This is a genomic window from Paenisporosarcina antarctica, assembly GCF_004367585.1.
Lineage (GTDB): Bacteria > Bacillota > Bacilli > Bacillales_A > Planococcaceae > Paenisporosarcina > Paenisporosarcina antarctica.
The window spans coordinates 651737-674153 of the sequence record NZ_CP038015.1; the positions used below are offsets into that span (position 1 = coordinate 651737).

General features: G+C 34.8%; 20 protein-coding genes. 17 read left to right on the forward strand and 3 right to left on the reverse strand.

The window, feature by feature from the left end; genetic code table 11:
- Window positions 1–34 precede the first annotated feature (34 nt).
- The 7 genes from E2636_RS03225 to hutU (E2636_RS03255) all read left to right on the forward strand — a co-directional run bounded on the left by E2636_RS03225 (window position 35) and on the right by hutU (E2636_RS03255) (window position 9296).
- Window positions 35–634 (forward strand): ABC transporter permease, encoded by a 600-nt coding sequence (locus E2636_RS03225; RefSeq protein WP_134211737.1) that lies wholly within the window; start codon window positions 35–37, stop codon window positions 632–634.
- Between the two features lie 28 nt (window positions 635–662).
- On the forward strand, window positions 663–1586 hold the full coding sequence (locus E2636_RS03230; RefSeq protein WP_134208959.1) for an ABC transporter substrate-binding protein: 924 nt from the start codon (window positions 663–665) through the stop codon (window positions 1584–1586).
- Window positions 1587–1669: 83 nt separating this feature from the next.
- A complete protein-coding gene (locus E2636_RS03235) occupies window positions 1670–2659 on the forward strand; it encodes an ABC transporter ATP-binding protein (RefSeq protein WP_134208960.1) in 990 nt (329 codons plus the stop codon).
- 1 nt (window position 2660) lies between these two features.
- The gene (gene hutH, locus E2636_RS03240) at window positions 2661–4202 is read left to right on the forward strand and encodes a histidine ammonia-lyase (RefSeq protein ID WP_208324150.1); all 1542 of its coding nucleotides are present in this window, start codon (window positions 2661–2663) and stop codon (window positions 4200–4202) included.
- 25 nt (window positions 4203–4227) lie between these two features.
- A complete protein-coding gene (gene hutU / locus E2636_RS03245; protein ID WP_134208961.1) occupies window positions 4228–5868 on the forward strand; it encodes a urocanate hydratase in 1641 nt (546 codons plus the stop codon).
- 17 nt (window positions 5869–5885) lie between these two features.
- Window positions 5886–7463 carry a helix-turn-helix domain-containing protein gene (locus E2636_RS03250; protein ID WP_134208962.1) on the forward strand — a complete coding sequence of 526 codons (1578 nt, stop codon included), beginning with the start codon at window positions 5886–5888 and terminating at the stop codon, window positions 7461–7463.
- 168 nt (window positions 7464–7631) lie between these two features.
- Entirely contained in the window at window positions 7632–9296 is a 1665-nt protein-coding gene (gene hutU / locus E2636_RS03255) for a urocanate hydratase (RefSeq protein WP_134208963.1), read from the forward strand.
- Between the two features lie 573 nt (window positions 9297–9869).
- Here the strand turns inward: hutU (E2636_RS03255) and E2636_RS03260 are convergent.
- Both E2636_RS03260 and E2636_RS03265 read right to left on the reverse strand, forming a co-directional pair.
- Window positions 9870–10559, reverse strand: a complete 690-nt coding sequence (locus E2636_RS03260; protein WP_134208964.1) for a hypothetical protein — start codon at window positions 10557–10559, stop codon at window positions 9870–9872.
- 135 nt (window positions 10560–10694) lie between these two features.
- Window positions 10695–10916 carry a hypothetical protein gene (locus E2636_RS03265; RefSeq protein WP_017379111.1) on the reverse strand — a complete coding sequence of 74 codons (222 nt, stop codon included), beginning with the start codon at window positions 10914–10916 and terminating at the stop codon, window positions 10695–10697.
- Between the two features lie 189 nt (window positions 10917–11105).
- Here E2636_RS03265 and E2636_RS19265 point away from each other — a divergent pair, with 189 nt between their 5' ends.
- The 3 genes from E2636_RS19265 to E2636_RS03280 all read left to right on the forward strand — a co-directional run bounded on the left by E2636_RS19265 (window position 11106) and on the right by E2636_RS03280 (window position 15080).
- Window positions 11106–11927 carry a YndM family protein gene (locus tag E2636_RS19265; RefSeq protein ID WP_243840718.1) on the forward strand — a complete coding sequence of 274 codons (822 nt, stop codon included), beginning with the start codon at window positions 11106–11108 and terminating at the stop codon, window positions 11925–11927.
- Between the two features lie 646 nt (window positions 11928–12573).
- A complete protein-coding gene (locus E2636_RS03275; RefSeq protein ID WP_134208965.1) occupies window positions 12574–13494 on the forward strand; it encodes a patatin-like phospholipase family protein in 921 nt (306 codons plus the stop codon).
- 596 nt (window positions 13495–14090) lie between these two features.
- Window positions 14091–15080, forward strand: coding sequence for a sodium-dependent bicarbonate transport family permease (locus E2636_RS03280; protein WP_134208966.1), 990 nt, complete (start codon window positions 14091–14093; stop codon window positions 15078–15080).
- A gap of 90 nt (window positions 15081–15170) precedes the next feature.
- Here E2636_RS03280 and E2636_RS03285 read toward each other — a convergent pair whose 3' ends face one another.
- The gene (locus E2636_RS03285; protein ID WP_134208967.1) at window positions 15171–15368 is read right to left on the reverse strand and encodes a hypothetical protein; all 198 of its coding nucleotides are present in this window, start codon (window positions 15366–15368) and stop codon (window positions 15171–15173) included.
- A gap of 211 nt (window positions 15369–15579) precedes the next feature.
- Here E2636_RS03285 and selD point away from each other — a divergent pair, with 211 nt between their 5' ends.
- The 7 genes from selD to E2636_RS03325 all read left to right on the forward strand — a co-directional run bounded on the left by selD (window position 15580) and on the right by E2636_RS03325 (window position 22350).
- Entirely contained in the window at window positions 15580–16629 is a 1050-nt protein-coding gene (gene selD / locus E2636_RS03290; protein WP_134208968.1) for a selenide, water dikinase SelD, read from the forward strand.
- Window positions 16630–16661: 32 nt separating this feature from the next.
- Entirely contained in the window at window positions 16662–17714 is a 1053-nt protein-coding gene (gene mnmH / locus E2636_RS03295; protein WP_134208969.1) for a tRNA 2-selenouridine(34) synthase MnmH, read from the forward strand.
- A 171-nt stretch (window positions 17715–17885) separates the two neighbouring features.
- The gene (locus tag E2636_RS03300) at window positions 17886–18680 is read left to right on the forward strand and encodes a hypothetical protein (RefSeq protein WP_134208970.1); all 795 of its coding nucleotides are present in this window, start codon (window positions 17886–17888) and stop codon (window positions 18678–18680) included.
- Window positions 18681–18685: 5 nt separating this feature from the next.
- Complete coding sequence (locus tag E2636_RS03305; RefSeq protein ID WP_134208971.1) at window positions 18686–19159, forward strand: hypothetical protein; 474 nt, start codon at window positions 18686–18688, stop codon at window positions 19157–19159.
- 89 nt (window positions 19160–19248) lie between these two features.
- Window positions 19249–19818, forward strand: a complete 570-nt coding sequence (locus tag E2636_RS03310) for a CBO0543 family protein (protein ID WP_134208972.1) — start codon at window positions 19249–19251, stop codon at window positions 19816–19818.
- A gap of 313 nt (window positions 19819–20131) precedes the next feature.
- Window positions 20132–20776, forward strand: a complete 645-nt coding sequence (gene trhA, locus E2636_RS03315; protein ID WP_134208973.1) for a PAQR family membrane homeostasis protein TrhA — start codon at window positions 20132–20134, stop codon at window positions 20774–20776.
- Between the two features lie 476 nt (window positions 20777–21252).
- Complete coding sequence (locus tag E2636_RS03325) at window positions 21253–22350, forward strand: threonine aldolase family protein (protein ID WP_134208974.1); 1098 nt, start codon at window positions 21253–21255, stop codon at window positions 22348–22350.
- Window positions 22351–22417 lie beyond the last annotated feature (67 nt).

Genomic DNA, 22417 nt, shown 5'->3' on the forward strand with positions numbered 1-22417 from the left:
CGTGAGTCAAGCTTACACCTATATCTTAAATAATATGGAAATTTTTTTAGGGGCAGTTAAAGTTCATCTTATTTTGAGTTCTGTGGCAGTTGCTATTGGTATTAGTATCTGTGTACCACTTGGGATTTTCCTAGCTAAAACAGAAAAGGCATCTCTAATTATTATGAATGTCGTTAATATTGGTAGAATCATCCCAAGTTTAGCGGTGTTAGCGTTACTTATGCCTTTCGTTGGAATTGGTTTTTATCCATCATTAATTGCTTTAACATTACTGGTTTGTCCACCTATTTTGATAAATACCGTTATTGCGGTTAAGGAAGTAGATAAAAATATAGTAGAGGCAGCTTATGGAATGGGGATGGATAAAGCAAGAGTTATTCGCAAAGTGGAACTCCCTTTAGCACTTCCTGTTATTATTACGGGCATAAAAACAGCTTCTGTGGAAGTTATTGCAAGTGCTACACTAGCCGCCTTTATAGGAGGTGGTGGATTAGGCGTCTTTATTATTAATGGGATTGCAGGAGCAAATGCATCCATGCTACTAGTAGGAGCAATTCCTGTAGCCTTACTTGCACTTTCAGCAGAATTTATTTTGGGTGGTATTGAAAAACTTACAACACCGCCAACTACTTAATTGTTTATAAAAAAGGAGGATTTAGAAAATGAAAAGTCGGAAAATTCTTAGTTTATTTAGTTTCATTTTGATTATTTCTATTTTTGTTACTGGTTGTGGAGGGGCAGATTCTAGTTCGAAAACTAGTGAGGATGGAAAGCCAACTATAAGTGTAGGATCAAAAAACTTTACTGAACAATTTATTTTAGGTGAAATTTATTCTCAGGCTTTAGAAGCAGAAGGTTATCCAGTAGAACGAAAACTAAATCTTGGTGGTACTCTAGTGGCATTTGAAGCTTTAAAAAGTGGGGACATTGACCTTTATCCGGAATACACAGGTACTGCTTTAATGGATATTTTAGATGGCGAACCATCAGGAGACGGAGATGCGGTCTATCAAGAAGTGAAAGATGGGTTGGCAAAAGATAATATTGAGGTTTTAGATAAAACGAATTTTAACAACACTTATGTGGTTGTTGCAACGAAAGAGATAGCTGAGAAGCACAATCTAAAAACATTGTCTGATTTAGCTGTGAAGGCACCAGAGCTAAACTTTGCACTCATCCCAGAATTTTCAGAACGGGCAGATGGATTACCTGGTTTACAAAAAACATATGGTGGATTTGAATTTAAAAATACACAATTGTTTGAGATTGGTTTAAAATATCGGGCACTTACATCAGGTGAAGTGGATGTTACAATCGGATTCGGTACAGATGGGCAAATTGCTGGGTTTGATTTAGTGGCATTAGAAGATGATAAAAACTTTTGGCCTCCATATCATGCAGTACCTTTAGTGCGTAAAAGTATTGTAGAAGAAAATCCTGAAATTGCGGAAATTCTTAATAAAATTAATGGATTATTAGATGATAAGAAAATGGCTTCATTAAACTGGAAAGCTGATGGGGAAGACAAAGAAGAACCATCGGATATTGCAAAGGAATTCCTTGAGGAAAATGGCTTTTTTGAGTAACGTGTAAGGCACTTTTTTTAAAGATATTTAAATATATAAAGGGGGATCAATTTGATTCCCTTTTTGTTCAAAGGAGGATAATGATGAGTAAGATTGTATTTAAAGATGTCATGAAAATTTATCCAGGTAATGAAAAGAATGCGGTAAATAATGTGAACCTTGAGGTTAATTCAGGTGAATTTATTGTCTTTTTAGGAACTTCTGGTTGTGGAAAAACAACGCTACTTAAAATGACCAACCGTCTTTATGCGCAAACAAAAGGGCAAATTATTATAGATGATACAGACACAAGAGAACTACCAGTTAATGAGCTTAGAAGAAAAATAGGATATGTTATTCAACAAAGTGGATTATTCCCACATATGACAGTTGAAAAAAATATTGCAGTTGTTCCAGATATGTTAGGATGGGATAAAAAAAAGATTGCTCAACGAATAGAAGAATTACTAGAACTAGTTCACCTAGATCCAAAGGTATATCGTTCTAGATATCCTCGTCAACTTTCTGGTGGTGAACAACAAAGAATTGGACTTGCACGTGCATTAGCTGCTGATCCACCGATTATGCTAATGGATGAACCCTTTGGTGCCATTGATGCGATTACAAGAACAAAGCTACAAGATGAATTGATTCATATTCAAAAAAAGTTGCATAAGACCATCCTGTTTGTTACCCATGATGTAGATGAAGCGTTAAGGCTTGCAGATAAGATTGTCATTATGAAAGACGGAGATATCGTTCAATTTGATACACCTTTAAATATTATTGCCAAGCCTAAAAATGATTTTGTGCGTGATTTAATTGGTGGAGATGATATTATCCGTCAAATTAGTCTAATTAATATTAGTGATGCAATGCAAAAAGTGACAGAGACAATAACAGTCGACTCCACCCTAACAATCTCTGATACAAGTGATCTTAAATCTGCATTAGCGGCGATGCTAAAGTCAAGAACTGAGCAATTGTATGTAGTTGATGAAAGAACCCAGGTCATTGGCATAATCAACTTTGCTCAAATTCAAGCACTTTTAAGTCCTAATAAAAAAGAAAAACATGCTCTAGAGGTACATTAAGATGACAGTAATGAAGAGTATGTTTAAAGAAATTCTAATAGACGGTAGTAGAAAAGAAATTGAAGATGTAGTAGCGGTTGCAAGAAACAGAGTGGAAGTAGAGTTAAGTAAAGAAACAAAAGTAAGAATTCATAAATGTAGATTATTAGTAGAAAAATTTGTGGTTGAAAAGCGCGTTGTATACGGAATAACGACTGGACTTGGTGAACTTTGCAAAGTAAATGTTCCTGCAGATAAGTTATCAGAGCTGTCTAAAAAAATTATTATGAGCCATGCGTGCGGCATGGGAGATCCGATTCCTCAAGACCAAGTTCGAGCAATCATGTTTTCGGCTATTTTAAACTTTAGCCATGGACATTCAGGGGTACGAGTTGAAACAGTTGAAACGCTTGTGAAGATGCTCAATTTAGGAGTGACACCGCATGTCCCTTCACAAGGTTCAGTCGGATATCTAACTCATATGGCTCATATCTCGCTTGTTCTAATTGGATTAGGACAAGCGTACTATGATGGTCAACTTATTTTAGGAAAAGAAGCAATGGGAAAAGCGGGAATCCAGACAATTACTTTAGAGGCTAAAGAGGGACTCTCATTAGTCAATGGCACTGTATGCATGACTGGAATAAGCTCTTTAGTTATTTATGATGCATTGCAACTAGCAAAGTGGTCAGACATATCAGGGGCGATGAGTTTTGAAGCTCTTAAGGGAACGAGATATGCATTTGATAAACGAGTTAATGAGCTACGTCCTTATAAAGGACAATGTCAAGTTGCTAATAACCTACTGCGATTAATAGAAGGTAGTGACATAGCAGAATTATACAAAGACTATCGAGTTCAAGATGCCCTAAGTCTTAGAGCGATGCCACAGGTTCATGGTGCTAGTCGCGATAAGATTGACCATGCGATAGAAATCATTTCAATCGAATTAAATTCAGCAACAGACAACCCACTGATTTTTGAAACAGCAGAAGGCGGAATCTCGCTTTCATCTTGTAATGCACATGGCGAACCAATTGCACAAACAATGGACATGTTAGCAATTGCGGTCTCAGAGCTAGGGAGCATTTCTGAACGAAGAATTGATCGCTTAGTTAATCCACATGTGAGTGAATTACCTGCCTTTTTAGTGAAAAATCCAGGGTTAAATACAGGATTTATGATACCACAATATGTTGCAGCTTCTTTAGTAGCTGAAAATAAAGTGTTATCTCATCCTATTTCTGTGGACTCCATACCAATGTCTGCTTATCAAGAGGATCATGTAAGTATGGGAACGCCTGCGGCACTCAAAGCAAACCAAGTTATACGAAATGTTCAAAAAGTAATATCAATTGAATTATTAACTTCTGCTCAAGCGTTTGAATTCCATCATCCTTTACAATTTGGTGTTGGAAGTTCACTAATCTATAAGTTAATTAGAGAGCAAATTCCAGCATGGGATGAAGATCGTGTCTTTTATCCAGACTTAGAAAAAATGAAACAAATTGTGGAAGGCAATAGTTGGATTAACTTAATAGAAAAAGAGATAGGAACATTATAGTGTTATGAATGGAGAGGATAATCATATGGAGCCTTTAGTTCATCATCAATATTTTTCCGAAGGTTTACAATGTAATGATTGGCAAGTAGAAGGAATTCTTAGAATGTTTTTAAATACAATCGATTCGGACGTAGCAGAGGATCCAGATAACTTAGTTGTTTATGGAACTGGTAAGGCTGCTAGAAACCAGGAATCCGTAAGGGGGATTATATCGACGTTAAAAAAGCTGAAAAGTGATGAAACTCTTCTCATTCAGTCAGGGAAACCTGTTGCAGTATTTAAAAGCTTTGAGCATTCACCAAGAGTTATTGCTGTCAACTCAGTCCTTGTTCCAGCATTTGCAAACTGGGATGAATTTCGTCAATTAGAAAAAAGCGGGCTAACGATGTATGGGCAATCAACTGCTAGTTCTTGGTCTTATATAGGTTCACAAGGGGTCCTTCAAGGAACATATGAAACATTTAATGTTTTGGCTAAAGACCACTTTAGTGGAACGTTAAAAGGGAAATGGATTTTAACTAGTGGACTTGGAGGAATGGGAAGTGCTCAACCGACTGCAATAAAGATGAATGATGGCGTCTCTCTAATCGTAGAGATAGATTTTAATAAAATTGAAAGAAGTGTAAAGTATAATATTTGTGATGTTTCTACTGATAGTTTAGACGAAGCGCTAAATTATGTGAAAGTAGCCATTGAGAATAATATTACACTGAGCGTGGCATTACTTGGTAATGCAGCTGAAGTTTATCAGGAGCTTGTTCATCGGAATGTTATTCCTGATATCGTAACAGATCAAACGTCAGCACATAATCTTCTAGATGGATACATTCCAGCTGATTATACACTTGAGCACGCTAAACGGATTAGGGAACAAGTACCTGAAATGTACTTGAGGGATGCCAAGGAAACCATAATTCGTCATGTAACATCAATGGTAGAATTTAAAAAAAGAGGTTCAGTTGTATTTGATTATGGAAATAGCATTCGTCAGCAAGCGAATTCTGCAGGTTATGAAGAGGCACTTTCATTTCCGAGTTTTATCCCAGCTTACATTCGAAACCTTCAATGTGAAGGCTATAGTCCATTTAGGTGGGTAGCTTTATCGGGAGATCCGAGTGATATTTATAAAATTGATGATATTGTCAAAAATCATTTTTCAGATAATGAAAAAATAAAGAAATGGATTGAATATGCACAAGCTAATATTCGTTTTCAAGGTCTTCCAGCGAGAACATGCTGGATGAAAGCGGAGGATCGTATTTGGATTGCCGAAAAAGTAAATGAATTAGTTGCAGAAGGAATCATACTGGCTCCTATTGTGTTTACTCGCGATCACATGGATGCAGGCTCTATGGCTTCACCTATGCGTGAAACGGAAGATATGAAAGATGGAAGTGACGTTATCGGAGATTGGCCAATCTTGAATGCTTTACTAAATACAGCTAATGGAGCTACGTTTGTCAGTTTTCATCATGGCGGAGGAGTTGGAATTGGTTACTCGTTACATGCGGGTATGAGCCTAGTAGTAGATGGTAGTCGTATGGTTCATGAGAAAATTCCGAGAATTTTTACAGGGGACGTAGGTATAGGTATTATTCGATATGCTGATGCTGGTTATGATATAGCTATTCAAAAAGCAAAGGAATTGAAGCTTGGCTTGAAGTAGTCGTAAGGGGTGATAAGTTGAATATTTTAGTTGCTGAAAGAAGTGATTTCCATAGGAATGGAATAAAATGGATGTTGGCTAGCTCTGGTTGTGAGATTGAGCAGTATACAGAAGTTCAATCGACATCAGAGTTCTTTTCTTCAATTGAAACTTACCAGTACCATTTAGTAATCATCGAAATTGAAATGCTAATAGACGATGAGTGGAAACACTTCAAAAAACTTACAAATCATACTACTGTAGTTGCTATTTCTGACAAAAAAGATTTTGACTTGGCGGTTAAATGTCTCGAAAGTGGGATATATCGTATTTTTATAAAACCATTAGCCATAAAGACTATTATGGATGTGATTCTAAAAGTAAGTTCTGATAGTAAAAGGAGTGCTAATGAGGGAAGTGACAGTGATCTTAAACTGGATTTGTCACTGGTAAAAAAACAATGGGTTAATAATCTTATCTATGGTCATGTTACACATGTGAAAGAAGTATGGGATCAAGCAAACTTGTTAGGTTGTCGAATATTACCTAGTGTCGTAATAGTTTGTAAGATTAGTTATCTACGTGAAATGACAAAAAATAAAAGTGACCACTGGAAGAAACAATTAATGACAACCATCTACAATAAAGTAGAAGAGTTCTGTGCTCAATATTCATTGATTACAATAAAGAATTACGATAAATTTGTTGTTTTATATTCTCCTAAAAAAGGTGAACAAAAGCAAGAAACTTTAAGGAATGTAAAAAAAATAAGTTATGAACTTTTTGATTGGATGAACAAAGAAACAGGCTGTACCCTGTACATTGCATGTGGAAATGAATATAAAGATCCTATGCACTTATATCATTCTTATAATGAAGCAAAAAGGTTAATAGATTTAGAATATTATTTTTCTCAGGGAAAGGTCATTCACTATGCTGATCATCCGCAATTATTTAATGATAATATTATTGATGAGATAGAGCTTCTACCCTTAGGGGATGAACTTACAAAAGAAAACCTTCCATTTATTTTCTCTCAACTTGAAAACAATCTAAAGGTCATGAAAGAAACAGGTGTTTCACCTTTATACTATAAAATTACCTTGTTATATATCCTTTCTCAAATATCGAATCTATTCATAAAAAATGAGAAAGATCATTTCAAATTCTTTTTAAAACAAAGTGAAAGTGTTATCAATAGTGAGACAATCGAAGAAGTATTACCTAAAATAAAGCAATTCTTAATTGAACTTGCAGATGTCGATGCTAACTCATTTCAACATATTGTTATTGAAAAAGCTTTAGATTATATACATGAAAATTATGTGCGCGGTATTACACTTGAAGAAATAGCTGAATTTGTTAAAAGAAGTCCGTATTATTTTAGTCATCTTTTTAAAAAGGTTATGAATATGACTTTTGTTGAGTATTTAACGAATCTAAGAATAAAGAGAGCAAAAGAGCTATTAATGGAAGGTGATTATACAATATCTGAAATAGCATCATTAATTGGTTACCAGGACCCTAATTATTTTAGCAGAGTATTTAAAGCTATTAGTGGGGAATCTCCTAAACAATGGAAAACAAAAAAATACTTAGAACAGACAAAAAATTAACATTTATTTGTTAAACAAACCTAGTAATCAAAAATAAATTACTAGGTGTAAAACCTTTCTTAATTCGCAATTGCTAATATACTCCTTTTTTAAAAGAAGCACTTAAATTTAATTATCTGAATTTTCAGGATTAATACTACTAAAAAAATTATTTATAAGGAGAACACAATGACAAAAATAGTAGGTAGAGAAATTAAAGCACCACACGGAACAAAATTACAAACAAAAGGATGGGTACAAGAAGCAGTACTTCGGATGCTTATGAATAACTTAGATCCTGAGGTTGCAGAGTACCCTGATAAACTAGTTGTTTACGGTGGGATTGGTAAAGCGGCTAGAAATTGGGAGTCATATGACAAAATTATTGAGTCATTAAAAAACTTAGAAGATGATGAAACACTCCTAATTCAATCCGGAAAACCAGTTGCTGTATTCCGTACCCATAAGGATTCACCAAGAGTGCTATTAGCGAACTCAAATATTGTCCCAGCATGGGCGAATTGGGATGTATTTCATGAATTAGATAAAAAAGGGTTGATTATGTATGGTCAGATGACAGCGGGGAGCTGGATTTATATTGGAAGTCAAGGAATTGTTCAAGGAACATATGAGACTTTTGCGGAATGTGCTAGACAACATTTTGGAGGAAGTCTTAAAGGAACAATTACTGTTACAGCGGGGTTAGGTGGTATGGGTGGTGCACAACCACTAGCTGTAACAATGAATGACGGAGTGGTGATTGGAATCGATGTAGATCGTTCAAGAATCGAAAAACGGATTGAGACTAGATACTGTGATGTCCTAATAGATTCATTGGATGAAGCGATAAAGTTAGCTGAAGAAGCGAAAGATGAAGGTCGCCCTCTTTCCATTGGACTTTTAGGGAATGCAGCTGAAATTTTACCTGAAATGATTGGTAGAAACTTTATTCCAGAAATTATTACTGATCAAACCTCTGCCCATGATCCACTAAATGGTTATCTACCTATAGGTCTTAGTCTTGCAAAAGGGGACGAGCTCCGTCAATCGAATCCGAAAGAATATGTTCGTCGTGCAAAAGAAGGAATGGCTATACATGTGAAAGCGATTTTAACGATGCAGGAAAAAGGGTCTATTGCATTTGATTATGGTAATAATATTCGCCAAGTAGCTTTTGATGAAGGAGTAACGGATGCATTTAATTTCCCAGGGTTCGTACCAGCGTATATTAGACCACAATTTTGCGAGGGGAAAGGACCTTTTAGATGGGTTGCTTTATCAGGAGATCCTGAAGATATTAGAAAAACAGACGAAGTGATTTTAAGAGAGTTTTCATACAATGAAAACTTATGTAAATGGATTAAAATGGCGCAAGAACGAATTGCTTTCCAAGGACTTCCTGCACGTATTTGTTGGTTAGGTTATGGGGAAAGAGCACGCTTTGGAAAAATTATTAATGACATGGTTGCTTCTGGTGAATTATCAGCTCCTATTGTTATAGGGCGTGACCATTTAGATGCAGGCTCTGTTGCATCACCGAACCGAGAAACGGAAGCAATGAAAGATGGCAGTGATGCAATTGCTGATTGGCCAATTTTAAACGCATTAGTAAATACGGCTGCAGGAGCTAGTTGGGTTTCTCTTCACCATGGTGGTGGAGTAGGAATGGGTTACTCTATTCATGCAGGAATGGTTGTTGTAGCTGATGGTACAGAAGAGGCAGGGAAGCGTATTGAGAGAGTGTTAACGACAGATCCTGGAATGGGAGTAGTTCGACACGCTGATGCCGGTTATGAATTAGCAATTGATACCGTAGAGAAAAAAGGAATTCATATGCCAATGCTAAACGAATAATTCTATAGGTAGATTATGTGACTTTATATAAGCCAAGATCGGTATCTAAAAAATCTGTTGAAATAGGAAAAGAAGGGGGAGTCCCAAAAGTCAATTTAATGACTTTTATGCCAGGCCCTCTTTTCATATTATGGGTCTGTTAAAAAACTCAGATGATTTCCTCAACAACGTACTTTGATTTTTCGAACCTAAGCTGAGCGATGCAGAAACAAGCGGGCGGTGCGTAATCCTACTCAGGAAAACAGGAGGTTGGTCACGAAGACTTTACCTCGTGAAGTGGCGTTCTTTAGCCTTCGTTCATTACAATCATTTAACTGTTTAAAAATAAAAATCAACAGTATTATACAACATAGCATTAAAAATAAATAAAAAAAATCGTCCTTTCTTGTAAATGAGAATACCCGCATCTACATTTAGAAAGAACGATTTTTTATTTGCAATCCAAAGATTTCTTATCAAAAAATTAATTCATTGAACGAACAACTTCTCTGCTTAAAGAGGATTTGTAGGAACATGATAACCTAACCTGTTTTTGTTAAATTTAAATTACCTAGTAATTATGCTCGAATTTCACTACTGAATCAAATGATCATTGTATCCAGTTATAGTATCCATATGGCTCGCAATCATGGCAATAATTGTGCTTGCTTCTTCTTTTGTAAAGGTAAAAGTACTTTCATCTTCGTAAAGCTCCGCTTCATCTGTCCAGATTCGGTTGACCCTTCGGAGAACTCCATTACCGTTTGTGCTATCTAACCCAAATTGATAGGTTACTTCAACTTCATCCGCAATCTGGAATGCAGTGACTTCAGGTGTTTCCCAGTCAACTGTAATTTCTTCAAGGGTATCTTCCTCATCTAAAACTTCACCGATGTAGAATTCTCCTTCTTCATCCTCTAAAAGGTAATCCTCTTTATGATCAATCTCATCAACAAAATACACTTCACTCTCATCATTCATAAAGGTATGAAAGCTTTCATGAACAGCGTCAATTACATCTTCAATATCCGCAAGAATAATTCTTGCTGGCTGTTCAAAATCCAAATCAAAACTTTCTACATAAAACTCTTCGTTATGCGGATCAAAGAGGAGCGTGCAAAAGTAATCTCTATCGTCATCATCCTTCTCAATAAAAAATTCTATTCTTGGATGTTTTGCACTCTGATCGATAGTCATATGACCGGTCTGGTCATATTTTTCACAAATCGATTTCAGATTATCTTGAAGCTCACCAGACACTCTGTTAAACCATTCCATGGACATGCGCTTACCGCCCCTTTATATTTTATTTTTCTTTCCATCTTTTATCTTTTCCTAATTTTTGTGTTTATATCCATGCAATTATCTTTTACTAAATATACTCAACTTAAATTTCTAAGAAGATAATCATGTCTTTTTTTATAGATACCCGTTTATTCGTGATTTACCTTCTTCGAGTATTTCACTTCGTAAACCTTCAATACTCTCTTCACGTCGAGCATTTTTTTCTTTGATTGCAGCAAGTTCTTTACCATCTGCAAATTCCATGGCTGCTTCTGCTGCTTCCTTATTATTTATCGTTTTCTTAAGCCTTTCTGCATTATCAGCTGAATCATTCGGTATCGGTTTAATAGTAGACATTAATATTCCCTCCTTCATTTTAATAAAAATCCTTCAATACTTAGTGTTCCCAAGTTTGTAAAAACTATTTGTATTACATTTAATCAAAGCACTAGCATTATATATCAATAAATTCATGTAATTAAGTGTATGAATTTGGAGTAAAGTGGATTTTTTAAGGTTTAATAAAAAGGGATTGAAAACAGATTAGTGGTTAAGATAAATGATGATTTGAAAATAAAAAAAGGAGTTGAAGATCAATTGTTTACAAAGGCATTATTGATTAAATTCATCATGATAACAGCTGTTTTATGGATTGTTTTAGGATGGTTTTACGGGATTTCCTTTACAAATATTTTAATTACAAGTGTCTTCTTAACAGGGTTTGCATATGTCTTGGACGTGTATATTTTACCTCGAATTGGCAATGTTTTTGCATTGATTTCTGATTTGGTAGTTGCATGGGCTGTAATTTGGATAGTGGGTTCAATTTTTTATCCACTCGCTAATTTAGGCACAATTTCATTAATAGCTGCTATTATCATCACAGTTGGTGAGATGTTTTTCCATCCGTATATGGAACGAAAATTTGATGATGAACATGAGCCATCTCGAGAAGAAAACAAACGTCAATACAAAGGGAATTTACAAACTGAATTTGCAGAAGATATGGATATTAAAACAGCTGCACAAGCCAAAGAGAAAGACGTTAATATGATTAAGTCCGAAAAACGAAATGAAAATGATCCATCTCGAGAAAAACGTCAATACAAAGGGAATTTACAAACTGAATTTGCAGAAGATATGGATATTAAAACAGCTGCACAAGCCAAAGAGAAAGACGTTAATATGATTAAGTCCGAAAAACGAAATAAAAATGATCCATCTCGAGAAGAACGTCAATACAAAGGGAATTTACAAACTGAATTTGCAGAAGATATGGATATTAAAACAGCTGCACAAGCCAAACAAAAAGACGTTAATATAATTAAGTCCAAAAAACGAAAAGTTAATCGTAGTCGCAGAAAATAATAGGAATGAATTGTGGAAAAACATCAATTTTATATTGGTGTTTTTTTTTTGAAATTAATATTATTTATCATTTATCATTGTTAATTAGACTTTACAATTGAGTAAACCAAAAAGATATATCCAAACAGTAGCATGATTGGCCCGTGTCTATTCTATTTCATATCCCAGGGAGAAAATTAAGCTCCTAAAATTTCACTATTACAACGTGGATAACGATTTTTACAACGTCAACTTCTAAAATTACAACGTGAGAGCCATTAATTACAACTGAGCCATCGCTCGACACTAGTACCAACTCTTTTTGATGGTCCGAGACACGGAATAGTTTGGCAAAAACCTACTTTCAGGTTAAAACTAGTAGAAATCGTCCGTCTTCTAAAAAAAAGCGATTAGCTTCCATCGACTCTTAGCGTAAATGTTTCACTAACCAGCATTCATAATGTAAATACGATTAAAGATGCGTTCATAGTAGAATGAACGCATCTCCTTTGTATGTATGCTTATACTACAGATAGTATCCATTCTTTCGTCGACGATATCCTAAACTACCCAGAAAACTAAAGCGACTTAGTGTGAAAGCAAGTTCTACTTTCCCTTATTTTTTCTTACAGTGTAACAACGATAAGAAAAAGGGAGGGCGGCATATATGTTAATTGATGGCGTATTTTCAGGTGGAGGTTTGAAAGATTTTGCGTTAGTGGGGGCATATCAAGTTTTGGAAGAAAAGGGGTATTCCTTTCATCGTTTAGCTGGAACAAGTGCTGGGGCAATTCTTGCTTGTTTCATTGCAGCTGGGTATTCAGGTAAGGAAATAGAAGCAATGCTTGAAGGTCAAGATTTTCAAGAGCTTCTTGATCCTCGTAAGACAATCATTCCTTTACCGATAATGAAATGGTTTCTTCTTTACTTCCGAATGGGCTTATACCAAGGCAAAGCACTAGAGAACTGGTTCATGGAAAAGTTGGCAGTAAAAGGGGTCTATACTTTTGGCGATTTACCGGATGGAAAGTTAAAAATTATTGCTTCTGATTTAACAAACGGAAAGATGATGGTTCTTCCTGATGATTTAGCCCAATATGGGATATCAGCAGAAACCTTTCCCCTTGCTCGTGCTTTACGTATGAGTTGTGGAATTCCATTTTTCTTTGAACCCGTTAAATTGAAAGTGGGTTTTGGTGAGACTATTGTTGTAGATGGTGGAGTATTGAGTAACTTTCCAATGTGGTTATTTGACGAACAAGATGGGCATAGACAACGACCCGTTTTGGGTTTAAAAATTAGTCGTGGCCATGAAGAATCTCATGGGCATAAAATTGACAATGCTCTAAACTTATTCGAAGCACTTTTTTCTACGATGAAAAACGCACATGACGAAAAATATATTTCTCGAAAACATGAAAAAAATATTATTTTTATTCCAGTTGATGATTATAATGCAACTCAGTTTGATCTTACGCAAGAAATGAAAGAAGCTTTGTTGGAAAAAGGACGAAGTTGCGCCGTGCAATTTTTAAAAAAATGGTCAACTCCTATCGATATTAAAAGCTATCAAACGTTATATCGTTAAAAGTGAGCACTATAAAAAAGGTGATTGTGGCACTTAAGAAGAATTCTTTAAAATGCTATGGGAGTTTTATGTCTACAAAAAAACTGAACAATCACCTGAAATTTTGAATATAATTCTAATACAAAGCCAAATGAAAATTTGACAATGTTCTAAATTATTTATGCAACGCTATGTTAAATAATTGATTAATCAACCATAATTTTAAACTTGAATGACTATTAAATTGACTGAAAACTATTTCCATTCCAACAGCTAATTTAGTTGTTGGATTTTTGTTGTGAAATAATACTTGAATATCATTCGTCTGTAAAATTTCGAATGGATAAAAGGGACAAATAGAAATTATTATACAAAAATTTGTAGGAGAATAAGGAAATAATACTGTGGTATTGGAGTTAGTCTAAAAGTTATATTCAAATCTATAATAATAAGTAGTTCAATTAATAAATCATTAGATTATAATGATTTAAGCTGCTCATTTCATGGAATAGTTTGAATCATCCAGGATTGACAAGTTGGTGAAGTGTAAAGAGAAGTCAAATTCAACTCTCATAGCACTGAATATAGAAGTTTATTTATTAAAGGAGGAGAAATTAGTGGAACAAATAATTGAAATTGCTTACGCAAATTTACTATCACCGATGATATTATTTTTTCTCTTAGGAATAATCGCAGTTCTTGTAAACTCTGATTTAAAGGTGCCAACAGCACTGTATACTGGGTATACGATGATTATTCTCTTTACTATTGGTATTAAGGGAGGAGTAGAACTAAGAAATGTTTCTTTTGGAGAAATGATCCCAACCATCATTGCTGCAGTTTTCTTAAGTATAATAATGCTATTCATTTCTCTTTTAATTTTATATAAAGTATTTAAATATTCCTTTGTTGATTCTATTGCTATAGCAGCCCATTATGGCTCGGTTAGTGCTGTAACATTTATTGCTGGACTAGCCTTTCTTGATAAATTCGGGGTAGAATACGAGTCTTACATGTCTGCTGTTCTTGTTATTATGGAGGGACCGGCAATCATTTTGGCTATTATCATTTATAAACTACATGTTAGTAAGCAAGGTGAGAAGAATACAAATCCTGATGCCAGTATTAAGCATGTCATAAAAGAAGCATTTTTCGGAAAAAGTATCTTCCTATTATTAGGTGGGATTTTTATTGGCTTAGTTGCTCATAAGGATGGTTTAGTTAAAATACAACCGTTATTTGGGGATTTATTTTATGGGATACTTTGTGTTTTCCTATTACATATGGGAATGGTTGCCACTATAAGTATGAATAAAATGAAAAATATTAAATTAGTGTCCTTTTTATTTGCCTTTATTTTACCTCTTATTGGAGGAGGTATAGGTGTTCTAACAGGCAGCATTATTGGCTTGTCTGTGGGTGGGTCAACGATTTTAGCAGTTTTAACAGGAAGTGCTTCTTATATAGCTGCGCCTGCAGCTATTGAACAAGCCATACCAAAAGCGAATTCAGGGTTATCTTTAGGTTCGGCCTTAGGATTAACCCTTCCATTTAATTTAATTCTTGGAATTCCATTATACTTTTGGCTTGCTACACTACTCGGCTAAACCTTCACAATAAAAAAAGAGAAGTTAATATATGTACCGTTCAGGCCCAGACACAAATTAATATTGTGCCTGAGCCTGAAATTCTCTAGATTAGTATGTTTTTTCTACTTCACTCTTTTTCCGATGATTTGAAGTCATTGGTTCATGTGTTGGATTCAAATTACCTAGCTCAGCTAACTCTAAAGATATTTCTTCTTTCGTATTAGCGGACTTTATTTGCTGGTTATTTGGTATTTGAGGTAAAGAACCAGCATTTTTACTAGCTCCTTTTTTATTATCTTTTCCCATAGAAAAACTCCTCTCAACTATTTTTTATTCCTCTTTAAGATGGTTCAAAATGAAGTAATAATGTACGTGATTTTTAAAAATGAGATTTTGAAAAATTTAAGTTCTCACAATAATAGGTAACCCTTCAATTTACTAAACTAATCAATGATAGAATGCATTGCTCGTATGCTAAAATAAACCATATATAAACGATAATGAAAGGGTGACTAGAATGAAAAAATACGATCCAGTAAAGTTAACTTCCCTTTCTTCAAAAGGCGGCTGTGGGTGTAAAATAGGCCCAGCAGATTTAGAGCAAGTTTTGCGTACGTTACCACCTGCTATTTTTGACCCGAATTTACTTGTTGGGATTGATACGAGTGACGATGCGGGCGTGTATCGGATAAATGACACAACAGCAATCGTTCAAACGGTTGACTTTTTCACTCCAATTGTTGATGATCCATATGATTTCGGACAAATTGCAGCTACGAATGCTATAAGTGATGTATACGCAATGGGTGGAACGCCGATAACTGCACTTAACATCGTTGCATTTCCAATTTCAACTTTAGATAAAGGAATTTTAGCTGACATCTTACGAGGAGCTGGCGACAAATTAAGAGAAGCAGGAGTCACCCTGGTTGGAGGTCATTCGATTGATGACAAGGAACCGAAATTCGGTCTTGCTGTAACAGGTGTGGTACATCCAGACAAAATTAGGACGAATGCCGGTGCAAAGCCTGGTGATCAACTGATTTTAACAAAACCGATTGGTGTTGGAATATGTACGACTTCGCTTAAAAACAATTTGTTGTCTGAGGAAGAAATTACACAGGTCACCAAAGTTATGACCACACTTAATAAGACTGCTGCCGAAGTAATGGCGACTTATAATGTTCATGCCGCAACTGATGTCACCGGCTTCGGGTTACTTGGACATGCATCTGAGATGGCTAAAGGGAGTGGAGTGGGTCTAGGCATCTATTATGATCAAGTACCAATTTTACCTCGCGTGAAAGAGCTTGCTGAAGCTGGATCAGTGCCTGGTGGAACGAAAAACAACTTCTTACATTTAGCAGATGTTGTTACCTACCCTGAATCAATGGATCAAATTGACCGTTGGATTTTATGTGATGCTGTCACATCTGGTGGACTGTTAATTTCAGTTGCGAGTGATGAAGCAGAGCTATTCGTTAAGGAACTACAAGAAAAAGGTGTCGATGCTCGAATTATAGGTGAGGTTATTGAAGAGAATATAGGATGCATTATTGTAAAATAGTGTGTTTAATCTTAGTTTAGAAGGTGAAAACGTTGTATCGTGATATTACATTACCTGATTTATTTACATCACAAAAAAAAGAAGCAAACACATTAATCGATGTTCGCTCCCCTAAGGAATTTAAAGAAGCAACAATCCCTGGGAGTATTAATATACCTGTCTTTAATAATGAAGAGCGTGCAGAGATTGGAACGATATACAAACAAGTAGGTACGGAAGAGGCAAAAGAAAGAGGACTAGCTATTTTTTCTCAGAAGTTGCCCGCATTTATTGCCGCATTTAAACAAATCGAAACGCCAATCACAGTTTTTTGTTGGCGCGGGGGTATGCGCAGCAAAACAGCAGCAACTGTGCTCGATTTGATGGGAATCAACGCAAAACGATTAACTGGTGGAGTCCGTACATATCGACAATGGGTAGTAAATGAATTAGAAAAGCAAGAATTCATGCCGAAACTATTCGTCTTAAATGGCTATACCGGGTCGGGTAAAACGGCTATTTTAAAGCTATTATCTCAGAAGGGCTATCCAATCATCGACCTTGAGGGAATGGCAGGACATAGAGGGTCTATCTTTGGACAAATTGGTCTTGAGCCGAGCAATCAAAAAAAATTCGATTCTCTTCTTCTTCATGAAATAGTCCGTTATCAAGATAGACCTTATGTAGTCATAGAAGGGGAAAGTAAACGGATTGGGAAAGTCTGTTTACCTGATTTTCTAAATGAAAAAAAAGAAAAAGGGCAGCAGTTGTTTATCAATCTTCCTATTGAAGTAAGGGTCCAAAACATTTTAGAAGAGTATCAGCCGTGGGAATTCCCACAGCTATTTAAAGAGTCATTCCAGTTGATTAAGAAACATATTCATACACCAATTGCAAAACAAATTGAGGCGGATTTGGAAAGTAGTGATTTTGCATCTGCAACCAAGCTTTTACTTGAATATTATTATGATCCGAAATATGAACATTCAAGTAATCAATATCTAGAGCACCAAAAAATTATAATCAAAGCTATGGATGTTGAAGACGCGTTTCAAAAGGTGCAAGAAGAAATTTCATTAAACCATTCAGAAATTAACTATAATTGAATTGATAAATAATAAATCCAGTAGCTACTATAGTTACTGGATTTTTTGTGCTCCCACAAAAAATGAAGTTATACTAGCTGATTTTAAATATTATAATCTTTGTAAATAAAAGTATAATGCCGTTTTATTTGTGCATAATGAGTACTAAAGTTTATTCATGAAGGGAAAGCTATGCAACCTTACAAAAGTGTTCACAAAACCAGGCGATATCAAGCTTTAGTCAGTCAATTCGGTACCACTCAAATCCATTTAAGAAACCCATTAATCATTGCTTGGTGGTCTGCAGCTTTTCCAGGATTCGGTCATCTACTCCTTTCAAAATATCTTAGAGGTCTGACATTATTTATATGGGAAATTGTCATTAATGTTAACGCTCATATAAACTTGGCAATAATCTATTCGTTTACTGGTCAATTTGAGTTGGCAAAAGAAGTATTGGAACCTCGATGGATGCTCTTATATATTCCAATATATTTTTATGGCATATGGGATAGTTACCGAACTGCAGTAGATTTAAACAAAGTTACTTTACTTGCCGAACGTGAAAATGCCCCTTTTCCAAACTTTTCAATAACAGCACTGGAAATTAATTACCTCGATATGCGAACGCCTTGGATTGCAGTAATGTGGTCATTTTTTATGCCAGGAGCTGGACAACTATATATTCATAGAATTATTACAGCCTTTTTTATTTTAGTTTGGGTGATTATTATCACTTATTTTTCACATATTCTTGACTCAGTATATTTCCTTGTTTTAGGAGATTTCGATCAAGCGAAATCAGTTCTAATAGGGCAGTGGTTCTTATTTATACCATCCATTTATTTATTTGCTATATATGATGCCTATGTCAATACCGTAGAAAATAATAAATTATTTGAACTTGAACAGAAAAATTTTTTTGCAAATAGATACCAAAACTCCAGTTTTGATTTACCGTTAAATCTTGTGAAAAAAGAGGAGTGATAGAGATGTATGTAATGTCTACCTTTGAACATTCGATATATGTAGAATTAGCATTATCTGCTTTAGAAATGAAAAGTATTTCAAAGGAAAACATATTAGCTGTTCCTTTGAATAATCGTAAAGAAGATAGAAAACTTTTTGATACGATTCATTATTCAGACGGACTTAGTTTATTTGACCTTGCTGTTTCTCTTGCAACTGCTTTTGCAGTGGTTGGCTCAAGTGTTGGGTTTAGACTCGAATGGGGGCCCATCATTTGGGGGATTCTATATGCAATTATAGGATTTATTATTGGGTTATTAATTAATTTACTGAAAGTAAAAAAGAAAAAAAAGAACAGACTAAAAAAAGGGAAAACTTCCGAACTTATCATTATCGTTCACTGCCTTAGCGATCAGGTTCAAATGGTGGAGCAAATTATGTGGGATAATCTGGCACTTGGTGTTGCTAAGATGGACAATTCATTCACACAAGAATAATTCGATTTTTATAACTAATGAACTAGCTTATATAAATATATTGTGATTTTAGAGTATTAATCGTAATGAACTTGTTTGGAGGAGTTGAAATGAGCGTTCAAAATAAGACAGAATATGTACAAGATATTATTGAACTACAAAATAAACTATTTGAAATTAATTATACCTTTTGGATTGAACATGTACTCTTCTCTTTCAACTGGTGGTTTCTCATCATAATAACGATTTTGCCATGGGGTATATGGTGGAGATTCGTCGATAAAAAAAGAATAATAGAAATCTCACTTATGGGAACGCTTGTTATGATTACATCTGTCTTCTTAGATGTGGTGGGAACCTCATTTCTTCTTTGGGGATATGCATATAAGGATATACAAATGATTCCGCTACTTAGTGCCGTTGATATAACGATCCTTCCAATTGTTTATATGTTTGTATACCAAATTTTTTCAAAATGGAAATCCTACCTCTTTTCTCTAATTGTAGCGGCTACAGGAGCTGCTTTTATCGTAGAGCAACTATTTGAACGGATGGATATCTATCAATTATATAGCTGGAAACACATTTACTCGTTCTTCATTTACATTGCAATTGGTATCGTTTTCAAATGGCTTATCCAAAAAATGAAAGAACGTCAAGCTCAGGAATCGGTAGAATAAAAAAACCGAGATTGATTATTCCTGTGACGGATATGATTGAAGTCATGTAGTTCTCCATAATAAAAAACCCAAATTATCTTAATGATATTTGGGCATTTTCTTTGGAGAAATATGGCTTATAGGAAATTGCATTTTGATATTTACCAGGTGAAAATGGATACAAATAGACTTAAATATACAAAAAAATACTCATCTTGTAGAATAGATAGTGAAGACTAATCAATTCGCTATATTATGAAAAGAATCAAAAATATGAAATTCTACTTTTTTATCGTTTTGCATCAGTTGTTTTACTTTAGGAGGTACTAAAATTTTGAGTAAAAAAATAGGTAAAGAATTTTCAAAAGGTGAAGAAATAGCCAATTCAGTAACTCATGGCATAGGAATATTATTAAGCATAGCAGCACTTGTATTACTTATTGTATTTGCAGCTATGAAAGGTGACGCTTGGGACATTGTCACATTCACTATTTATGGTTTTACCATGACTTTTTTATATACATCTTCAACATTATTGCATAGTTTTCCAAATGGTAAAACGAAAGATTTCTTCGAGTTTTTGGATCACTCTGCCATTTATTTTTATATTGCGGGTAGCTATACGCCCATTTTATTATTAGTAATTCAAGGTGCTTTAGGTTGGACTCTATTTGGGATTGTATGGTTTTTAGCTATCGCAGGGACTGTATTTAAAGCATTCTTTGTAAAAAGATTTATCGTTTTATCCACTATTTTATATGTTGAAATGGGTTGGATCATAATATTTGCTTGGAATCCTCTTATTGAAAATTTATCAAAAGAAGCAATAATTCTATTGGTTTCAAGTGGATTATTATATACGTTAGGTTCCGTATTTTATATGTGGCGAGGTTTTAAATACCATCACGCAGTGTGGCATTTGTTTGTCATGGGTGGAAGTGTTGCTTTCTTTTTCTTTGTGTTAATTTATTTAATTTGACCAATAAAACCTTGCTTTATGAAAAATTTTTTGTATAAATAATCATTTGTTAGGCAAAACTAGATTAAAAGAGATAAAACATGAAAAATATCATTTTAAATACACTTTTACTTATCGTTCTATTCGCCTTAACTGGTAGTAATGATTAGATGTACAATAATTGATTCGTTTACCACTAAAAAGAATTATGGTATTTTTTCTTTATACGAGACTAAATTTTTGAAGAAGAAAAAGAAGAAAAACTTTTAGCGGTTGGTCTTTTCAATAATTTCATCTGGGTCAATGCCCCTGAAAACTCACCTGAAAAATGGGTGAGTTTTTTCGTTTAGAACTATTAAATTAATAAAAGTTTTTCCATGGAATTTCATCTACAAAAATACTACTATCACCATTCGAAATAAATTCTGAATATTTCCCTACTATGATGCTATATTTAACTTGTAAAAGTATTCAGAAAAAGAATGGAGTCAAAAACCATGAGCGAAAAGAATCTTTTGTTCGAAGCATTTAAACAAACCAAGTATCAGGTAGCTGGTCATGGGAAAAGAGAGGTTCATATACTAAAAGAGGCATTGCAAGAATTTGATGGCCAGCAAGAAAGTGATATATATGGTAAGGGGAAAGTTATCGAAGAATTTCAAGTGAAAATGGCAGCTTATTTAGGCAAAGAAACGGCGGTATTTTTCCCAAGTGGAACGATGGCGCAGCAAATTGCTTTAAGAATATGGTGTGATAAAAAAGTTCTGAGAAAAGTTGCGTATCATCCATTATGCCATTTAGAGATTCATGAGGAAGATGGATTAAAGGAATTGCATCAAATTGAGCCTGTTCTACTTGCTAATAAAAATCGATTGATTGAATTAGACGATGTGTTGAGTATGGAAGACGAAGTAGCTTGCGTATTGCTTGAATTGCCTCAACGTGAAATTGGCGGTCAATTACCAGACTACGAAACGATAGAAAATATTTCCAAATATTGCCGTAATAAAGGAATTATGTTGCATCTGGATGGCGCTAGATTATTTGAAATCCTTCCATATTATAAAAAGTCTGCAGTTGAGGTTTGTAGTCTTTTTGATAGTGTATATGTTTCTTTATACAAAGGAATTGGTGGGATTGCGGGAGCAATTCTTGCGGGTGATACAGATTTTACTGAGAAGTCAAAAGTATGGAAAAGACGTCATGGTGGGGATTTAATCAGTCTGTATCCGTATATAATTAGTGCTGATTATTATTTTGATCAAAGATTAGAAAAAATGGAGCAATATTATGTAGAAGCGAAAGAGCTCGCTCAAATGTTTAACTCCTGCCATGCAGTGTCCACTATGCCACTCGAGCCCGTTTCAAATATGTTTCACGTCCATTTTCATGCATCAAAAGAGCAATTAGAGGCTGTTTTATTAGAAATATATGAGGCAACAGATGTTGGTTTAACTAGCTATTTAAGAGCTACAAGTGAGGTAGCTTGTAATTACGAAGTAAGTATTGGCGATCTGTATGCTGCTTTACCTAAAGAAAAAGTGAAACAGGTATTTCTAATGCTTGATCAGAGAATGAGAGAACTGAATAATTAAATTCAAGTTCCTGAGATGAAATTATTCATGAATGGGTACCAACAAGTGTTGTGAATAAGAAAATAAT